General features: G+C 68.8%; 1 protein-coding gene. It reads left to right on the top strand.

The features are described from left to right. On the top strand, window positions 1-327 hold a 327-nt coding region (locus tag DF200_RS10920), incomplete at both ends, for a hypothetical protein (RefSeq protein WP_206603446.1).

Below are 327 nucleotides of genomic sequence, written 5' to 3' on the forward strand. Positions count from 1 at the left end.
GGCGAGCAGCTAGGCCACTGCTCCGAGCACGCCTCCGCGTTCGTGCTCGCCGGATGCCGGGTGCCGGCCGACCGCATCCCGCGCGTGGTGGAGTTCCTGCATGGCAAGGGCATGGCATGCAGCGTGTCCGTGGCCGCCATACTGCTGGAAGGCCTGTACAAGGCCGGTGCCGGCGCCTACGCGAACGAGCTCATCGCCGCAACCAAGGGCGAACGCACCGGGCAGCATATGATCGACCAGGGTGCCGGCGCCACCATGGCGGCTTGGAGTCTGGCCCGCAAGAGCAACACCACGTATTCGCAGCCGTGGGCGTGCTCGCCGGCCTAT

Source organism: Bifidobacterium catulorum, from assembly GCF_003129925.1.
GTDB classification, from domain to species: Bacteria; Actinomycetota; Actinomycetes; order Actinomycetales; family Bifidobacteriaceae; genus Galliscardovia; species Galliscardovia catulorum.